This is a genomic window from Rubrivirga litoralis, assembly GCF_031846415.1.
Classification (GTDB): domain Bacteria; phylum Bacteroidota; class Rhodothermia; order Rhodothermales; family Rubricoccaceae; genus Rubrivirga; species Rubrivirga litoralis.
The window spans coordinates 82,812-90,159 of the sequence record NZ_JAVRHT010000014.1; the positions used below are offsets into that span (position 1 = coordinate 82,812).

General features: G+C 71.6%; 5 protein-coding genes. 4 read left to right on the top strand and 1 reads right to left on the bottom strand.

The annotated features are described in order from the left end of the window. The first annotated feature begins 125 nt into the window (after positions 1-125). Genes RM540_RS07680 through RM540_RS07690 form a run of 3 tightly spaced genes read left to right on the top strand, consistent with a single transcriptional unit; the run spans position 126 to position 5,325 of the window. A complete protein-coding gene (locus tag RM540_RS07680; RefSeq protein ID WP_311662969.1) occupies positions 126-3,293 on the top strand; it encodes a SusC/RagA family TonB-linked outer membrane protein in 3,168 nt (1,055 codons plus the stop codon). Positions 3,294-3,310: 17 nt separating this feature from the next. Beyond that, a complete protein-coding gene (locus RM540_RS07685; protein ID WP_311662970.1) occupies positions 3,311-4,639 on the top strand; it encodes a RagB/SusD family nutrient uptake outer membrane protein in 1,329 nt (442 codons plus the stop codon). Positions 4,640-4,650: 11 nt separating this feature from the next. Further along, the gene (locus RM540_RS07690) at positions 4,651-5,325 is read left to right on the top strand and encodes a class I SAM-dependent methyltransferase (protein ID WP_311662971.1); all 675 of its coding nucleotides are present in this window, start codon (positions 4,651-4,653) and stop codon (positions 5,323-5,325) included. Positions 5,326-5,540: 215 nt separating this feature from the next. Here RM540_RS07690 and obgE read toward each other — a convergent pair whose 3' ends face one another. Next, on the bottom strand, positions 5,541-6,557 hold the full coding sequence (gene obgE / locus RM540_RS07695) for a GTPase ObgE (RefSeq protein ID WP_311662972.1): 1,017 nt from the start codon (positions 6,555-6,557) through the stop codon (positions 5,541-5,543). 151 nt (positions 6,558-6,708) lie between these two features. Here obgE and rnhA point away from each other — a divergent pair, with 151 nt between their 5' ends. Then, a complete protein-coding gene (rnhA, locus tag RM540_RS07700; RefSeq protein WP_311662973.1) occupies positions 6,709-7,197 on the top strand; it encodes a ribonuclease HI in 489 nt (162 codons plus the stop codon). Positions 7,198-7,348: the final 151 nt, after the last annotated feature.

Genomic DNA, 7,348 nt, shown 5'->3' on the forward strand with positions numbered 1-7,348 from the left:
GGGCCGCCCCGCCCCCGCCGTGCGGCGTCTGGGCGGGGCGGCGAGAGGGCGCGGGGTAGAGCCTCCCGTCGGGCGGGGCGGCGTCGGTACCTTCGGGCCGCTTCTCCCGAGCCCACCCCGCCTCCATGCGTCTTGCCCTCCTCGTCGGCCTCCTCGTCTGCGCTGCCGGCCCCGCGCTCGCCCAGAGCGCCTACACGATCACGGGACGCGTGGTCGACGCGGCCCTCGAAGACGGCGTGCCCGGCGCGTCGGTGCTCCTCGACGGCACGCAGGCCGGCGCGGCGACGGACGTCGAGGGCCGGTTCTCGTTCGACGCCCGCGTCGAGCCCGGGACGTACACGCTCCGGGCCAGCTTCGTCGGGTTCACGACCGTCGAGACGCCCGTCACGCTCGGGGCCGACCCAACGGTCGACGTGGGCGTCATCGAACTGGCCGACGACGCCCTCCGCTCCGACGAGGTGATCGTCTCCGCCACCGGCCTCCCGATCGAGCGCCGCCAGCTGGGGAACGCGATCGGGACCATCGACGCCCGCGAGATCGCCGACGCCGGGGCCACGTCCGTCGATCAGGCGATCGTGGGGAAGGTGGCCGGGGCGGTCGTCTCGCAGAACTCGGGCAACCCGGCCGGCGGCATCTCGATCCGCCTCCGCGGGCCGTCGACGGTGCTCGGCTCGGCCGACCCGCTCTACGTGATCGACGGCGTCATCATCGACAACACGTCGGCTGGGCTCATCGACCTCGGCGGCGGAGACCAAAACCGACTCGTCGACCTCAACCCCGAGGACATCGAGCGCATCGAGATCCTTAAGGGGGCCTCGGCGGCGGCTCTCTACGGGTCGCGCGCGAACGGCGGCGTCGTCCAGATCTTTACCAAGCGCGGGCAGACCGGCGCCCCGTCCGTCACGCTGTCCACATCGGTGCGCACCGACGCCATCCGCAAAACGCTCGACGTGAACCGGGCAGCGTTCGACCGGCCTCAGGGTACGGCGCCCGAGGCGTCCCTCAGCCCCCAGCCTACGCAGCGCTTCGACTACCAGGACGACATCTTCCATCAGGCGGTCGGGACGGAGCAGTACCTCTCGGTCTCAGGGGGCCAGGGCGGCGGGACCTACTTTTTCTCGGGCGGCCACTTTTTTAACGAAGGGATCGTCCGCGGCAACCAGTTCCGGCGCCTCAACGGGCGCGTCCGCGTCGGCCAGGACTTCGGGGACCTCCTCAACCTCTCGGTCGGCGCGAACTACACGCGGAGCCGGTCGCAGGACATCCCCAACGGCGGCCTGAACTCGGCGTACGGCGCGCTCACCGCGTTCATCTTCGGCCCGAACTTTATCGATATCCAGCCCGACCCCGTCACCGGCGAGTACCCCGTCACGAGCCCCGGTGTACCCGTAGACGCGGCGGGGGACCCCATCGAGTTGGTTCAGCAGAACCCGCTCGACGTGGTCAACAACTTCGACTTCAGCCAGACGACGAACCGCTTCACGGGCGACGCCCAGGCGCAGCTGACGCCGGCCGAGGGGCTCTCGATCAGCTACGTCCTCGGGCTCGACACGTACTCCCAGAGTGGCCTCGCGCTCATTCCGCGTGGGTCGACCGCCGGCGGGTTCGACGGCGGCTACAGCCGCCGGGCTGACTTCAACGTGACGAACCTCAACAACGACCTCCGCCTCCAATACCAGACCCAGCTTGGGGAGTCGCTCGAGTCGACGACGACGCTGGGCGGGACGTCGCAGTACGACCAGAACTCGACGTTCGCCATCCAGACGTTCGACCTCAACGTGGGCGTCGAGACCGTCGACGGCGGGTCGCGGCCGTCGGCCGTCGGCGAGTCGCGTAGCGAGAGCACGCTGCTCGGGGCGTTCGTTCAGCAGACGTTCGGGGTCTACGACCAACTGTTCGTGACCGCCGCCGGCCGCGTCGACGCGTCGAGCCGGTTCGGGCCGGACAACCGGACCAACTTCTACCCCAAGGTCAGCGCGAGCTACGACGCCGGCAGCAACGACGCCTACGCCCGCGCCGCTCAGAACGGGTACTTCCCCTCCACGCTCCGGCTCCGCGCGAGCTACGGCGAGTCGGGCGGGCTCACGTCGATCGGGCCGTTCACGCGGTTCACGCGGTATGGGCCGGGGGCCTACGCCGGGTCCAACGGCCTGCTCCCCCCGGGCCTCCTGGGCAACCCCGGCGTGGAGCCCGAGCGCCAGAGCGAGTTCGAGGTCGGCACCGACCTCGGGTTCTTCGACGACCGGCTCGGGATCGAGGCCACGTACTACACGCAGAACACGACGGACCTCCTGCTCAACGTCGAGCTCCCGCTCACGTCGGGGTTCTCGAACCAGCTCCAGAACGTGGGCGAGCTCTCGAACAAGGGGTTCGAGCTCCTGCTCCGCGCGCTGCCCGTCGAGACCGAGGGGTTCCGGTGGTCGTCGACGGCCACGTTCGCGACGAACAAGAACCGGATCGACCTCGACCCCAGTGTCACCGCCGACCCGTTCGACGACGTCCCTGACGAGACGCTCATCCTGGGCAACTCGTTCGGGCTCGTGGCCGTCATCGACGACCAGCCGCAGGGCGTGTTCTACGGCTCAGGCTTCGCCCGCGACGACGCCGGCAACATCGTCGGGCTCGCCGTCAACCCAGCGACGAACCAGATCGTCCTCGACGCGCAGAACCTCCCCACGTTCACGACCGGGACGATCGGCGACGACGGCCTCCTCCGCGACGCGGGCGGGGCGGTCATCGTCCCAGTCCGCGACGGGACCCAGCGGATCATCGGGGACCCGAACCCGGACTTCACGGCGAGTTGGATCAACGAGTTCGACGTGGGCCGGCGGTTCTCGGCCCGCGTCCAACTCGACGGGGCGTTCGGCGGCGACATCTTCAACTTTACGCGCCGCCTGGCCGCGCTCCGCAACTTCGGGACGCTCTCAGACTACCAAGCCGAGATCGAGGGCCGCGTGCCGGTCGGGTACTACCAGAACTCGGGCGTGCCCGGCCCGGACCCCCGCAACTACGGCACGTTCTCGATCTTCGAGAACTGGATCGAGGACGGCACCTTCGTCAAGCTCCGCGAGGTCTCGCTGACCTACCTCGTCCCGGTCGACCTCTTCCGCGGCATGGGCGTCCAGGGCCTCCGCGTGACGGCGTACGGCCGCAACCTTCTCTCGTTCGACAGCTACTCGGGGTACGACCCGGAAACGAACGTGGCTGGGCAGTCGACGGGCGTCCGCGGCTACGACTTCGTCGAGGTCCCGATCCCCCGGACGTTCGGGCTCACGCTCCAGGCCACGCTCTAGCCACCCCGCCCCATCCCATGACCACGACCACACGTCGAGCGGGGCGGTGCCTCGCCCTCGCCCTCGCCCTCGCCGCCCCGCTCGCCGGGTGCGACCTGAACATCGACGACCCCAACGCGACGACCGAGGAGGACGCGTTCAGCACGCGAGCGGGCCTTCTCTCCGCCGCCGCCGGCCTCCAGCGCCAGTACAACGCGGGCGCCTACGACAACCTCGTGCTCACGACCGGGATCACGTCGCGCGAGCTGGCCGCGGACAACACGTTCGCCAACCTCCTCGAGCTCGACGCGGGCGGGGCGGGGCTCGACCCGTCGAACGCGAACGTGACCGGCTACTTCCGCGAGATGTACCAGACGACCTCGCTGGCCGACGCCCTCATCGCCGGGGCGCAGGCGACCGAGACGGTCGAGCCGGCGCTCCAGAGCGGGCTCGTCGCGCTCGCCCAGTTCTACAAGGCGGCGGCGCTCGGGGCCCTCGCCGTTGGGTTCACGGACGTGGTGATCGACACGCGGACCGACGGGCCGGCGACGTACGTCCCGCGGCAGGCCGCGCTCGAAGAGGCCGTCTCGCTCCTGGCGTCCGCCGAGGACCTCCTGATCGCCACCCCGCCCAACGCGGCGTTCCGAGACGTCGTCCCGCGCGGGTTCGACCTGCTCAACACGATCCGCGCGTACCGCGCGCGGTTCGCCCTCCTCGCCGGCGACCTCGACGGAGCGCTCGCCGCGGCCGGCCGCGTGGACCCCGCGGCGACGTCGGTGTTCACCTACACGACCGACGTGACGAACCCGCTGTTCGCCGCCATCTCGCCGTCGCTCGGGCAACCCAGCTTCGCCGTCCGCGACGACCTCGGGCTGGAGAGCGTCGAGGACGACGACGGTCGGATCGCGTACTTCACCGATTCGAACGACGACACGAGCGTGAACGACTACCCGATCGAGACGGCGGCCGGCTTCATCGGCACCAGCCTGATCACCCCGCTTCCGGCTTACGTCCCCGACGAGATGCTCCTGATCCGCGCCGAAGTCCTCGCCCGGCAGGGCGACGCGGGCGGGGCGGTCGCGGCCATCAACGCCGTGCGGACCGACACCGAGGACCCGTTCGGGCTCGCCGCGAACCTCGACGCCTACGACGGCCCCACGGACCTCCAGAGCCTGCTCGACGAGATCTACTACAACCGCGCGACCGAGCTCTTCCTCCAGGGCCTCCGCCTGGAGGACGCGCGGCGCCTGAACCAGGGCGAGCCGGACCCCTCGGACCCGTTCCAGCGGACGCGGAACTTCTACCCGTTCCCGCAGCAGGAGCGGCTCGCGAACCCGGGCACGACGCCGCCCGACCCGGCCATCTAGCCGCCCCGCCCGTGACCGACCGCCCCGCCCTCCGCCTCGTCCCGACGTGGACCCGGAACGCCGAGGCGTGGACGGCGGCCGTCCGTGAGGGGAACATCCCGAGCCGCCGGGCGGGCACGGACGCGGCCGTCGTCGAGGCCGTCGTGGGCGGGCTGCCGCCGGCTGGGCGCGTGCTCGACGTCGGGTGCGGCGAGGGGTGGCTGGCACGCGCTCTCGGCGCGCTGGGCGCCTCCGTCCACGGCGTCGACGCCTCCGCCCCGCTCGTCGAGGCGGCCCGCGCCGAGGGCGGGGCGGGCGTGACCTACGACGTCCTCGACTACGAGGCGGCTGCCGCCGACCCGGACCGCCTGGGCGGACCCTACGACGTGGCCGTGTTCAACTTCTCGCTCCTCGACGACCGGGCCGCCGCCCCGCTCCGCGCCGCCGCGGCCGTGCTGGAGCGGGGTGGGCGCATCGTGGTCCAGACGGTCCACCCGCTCACGGCCGGCGCGCCGTACGCCGACGGGTGGCGCGAGGAGACGTTCGACGGCGTCGAGGGCGACTTTGAGCCGATGCCGTGGTTTTTCCGCACGCTCGGCTCGTGGGTCCGCGTGGTGACGGCGGCCGGGCTCCGGCTGACTGACGTCGTGGAGCCGGCGGACACGGACGCGCCGCTCTCGCTGATCCTGGTCGCCGAGGCGGTCTGAGGGCCACGGGCCTGAGATCACCACCCCGCCCACGGCACGGGCGGGGTGGCCGTCGTAGCGGTGTTGCATGCAACGCCAGCGGGCTGCGGCGCCCGGGCGGGGCGGACACGTACGGCCACCACGCGCAGTGTCTGCATCGGGCACACCGTGTGAGGGCGGGGCGGTCGTCGCGCCACCCCGCCCGCGCCTTGTCGAACGGGCGGGGCGGTCCTCCCCTACCCTTCCGCCTCGTCGCGCTCGGCCTCGACGTGGACCCACAGGGCCTCCTTGAGACGGTCGAGACCGCGCTGCGCGACGGCCGAGACGGGGAGCACCTCGACGTCGTCCGGGAAGCCGGCGCGGGCCTCCTCGACCCAGGCGTCGGCGAGGTCGGGGCCGACGAGGTCCATCTTGGTCAGCGCCACCAGGCGCGGCTTGTCGACGAGGTCCGGGCTGAACGCCTCCAGCTCGGCGAGCAGCGTCGCGTAGCGGGCGCCGGGGTCCTCGGCGTCGGCGGCGACGCAGAACAGGAGGACCGCGTTGCGCTCGACGTGCTTGAGGAACTGGTGGCCCAGCCCGCGCCCCTCCGACGCGCCCTCGATAAGGCCGGGAATGTCGGCGACGACGAACGAGCGCCAGTCGCCGAGGTAGACCATGCCCAGGTTGGGTTCGAGCGTCGTGAACGGGTAGTCGGCCACCTTGGGCTTGGCCGCTGACAGCGAGCTGACGAGCGTGGACTTGCCGGCGTTGGGGAAACCGACCAGGCCGACGTCGGCGAGCAGCTTGAGTTCGAGCGTCACCTCGCGCTCCTCGCCGGCCTCGCCGGGCTGGGCGTAGCGCGGGGTCTGATTCGTGGCGCTCTTGAAGTGCGTGTTGCCCAGCCCGCCCCGCCCGCCCTGCGCGAGCACGATGCGCTGGCCGTCCTCGACGATCTCGCCGAGCGCCTCGCCGGTCTCGCCGTCACGGGCGACGGTCCCGAGCGGGACGCGCAGGACGATGTCGTCGGCCGTCTTGCCCGACTTCCCCGAGCCCCCGCCCGGCTCGCCGGCCGCGGCGAAGTGGTGGCGGTTGTAGCGGAGGTCGAGGAGCGTGTACAGGTTGTCGTCGCCCTCGAGCGCGACCGACCCGCCCGCCCCGCCGTCGCCGCCGTCGGGGCCGCCGCGGGGCTCGAACTTTTCGCGGCGGAAGTGGGCGCTCCCCGGGCCGCCCCGCCCGCTGCGGACCGTGACGGTGACGTAGTCGACGAATTTCATGGGCGGGGTACGGGGTACGGGGTACGGGGTACGGGGTACGGGGTACGGGGTACGGGGTACGGGGAAGATGGTGGGCGGGGCGGGGCGGCGCCACCGGACGGGGCGGAACGCTCGGAGAAAGCACGCGGCCTCGGCCCGTAGCTTTGCACCCTTGAACCTCGAACCCTCCGACCCCGAACCCCTGAAAGACGTCACCATCTACACCGACGGCGCGTGCTCGGGCAACCCCGGCCCCGGCGGCTGGGGCGCCACGCTCGTCTACGGCACCCCGCCCGACACGATCACGCGCGACCTCAAGGGCGCCGAGCCCGAGACCACGAACAACCGGATGGAGCTGACGGCCGCCGCCGAGGCGCTCGAAGCGCTCCAGGAGCCGTGCCGCGTCCGCCTCCACTCCGACAGCGCCTACCTCATCAACGCGTTCAAGGACCGCTGGATGGACGGGTGGGTCCGGCGGGGATGGAAAAAGGCCGACAAGAAGCCGGTCCTCAACCGCGACCTGTGGGAGCGGCTGATGGCTCAGGACGAGCGTCACGACGTGGCCTGGGTCAAGGTGAAGGGCCACGCCGGCGTCCCGCTCAACGAGCACGTCGACGGCCTCGCCGTGGGCGCCATGCGCACGATGATGGCCGAGCGGTAGAGAGCGGAAAGAGCGGTAGAGAGCGGAAAGAGCGGAAAGAGCGGAAAGAGCGGAAAGAGCGGAAAGAGCGGAAAGAGCAAGATGCCCGCCCCGCCCCGCTCTCGCCACCGGGCGGGGCGGGAGCGCCGCGGAACTTTTCGGCCGCCGCCCT

Coding starts and splice junctions, on each gene's coding strand:
- RM540_RS07680 (WP_311662969.1), top strand. CDS start 126: ATGCGTCTTGCCCTCCTCGTCGGCCTCCTCGTCTGCGCTGCCGGCCCC.
- RM540_RS07685 (WP_311662970.1), top strand. CDS start 3,311: ATGACCACGACCACACGTCGAGCGGGGCGGTGCCTCGCCCTCGCCCTC.
- obgE (WP_311662972.1), bottom strand. CDS start 6,557: ATGAAATTCGTCGACTACGTCACCGTCACGGTCCGCAGCGGGCGGGGC.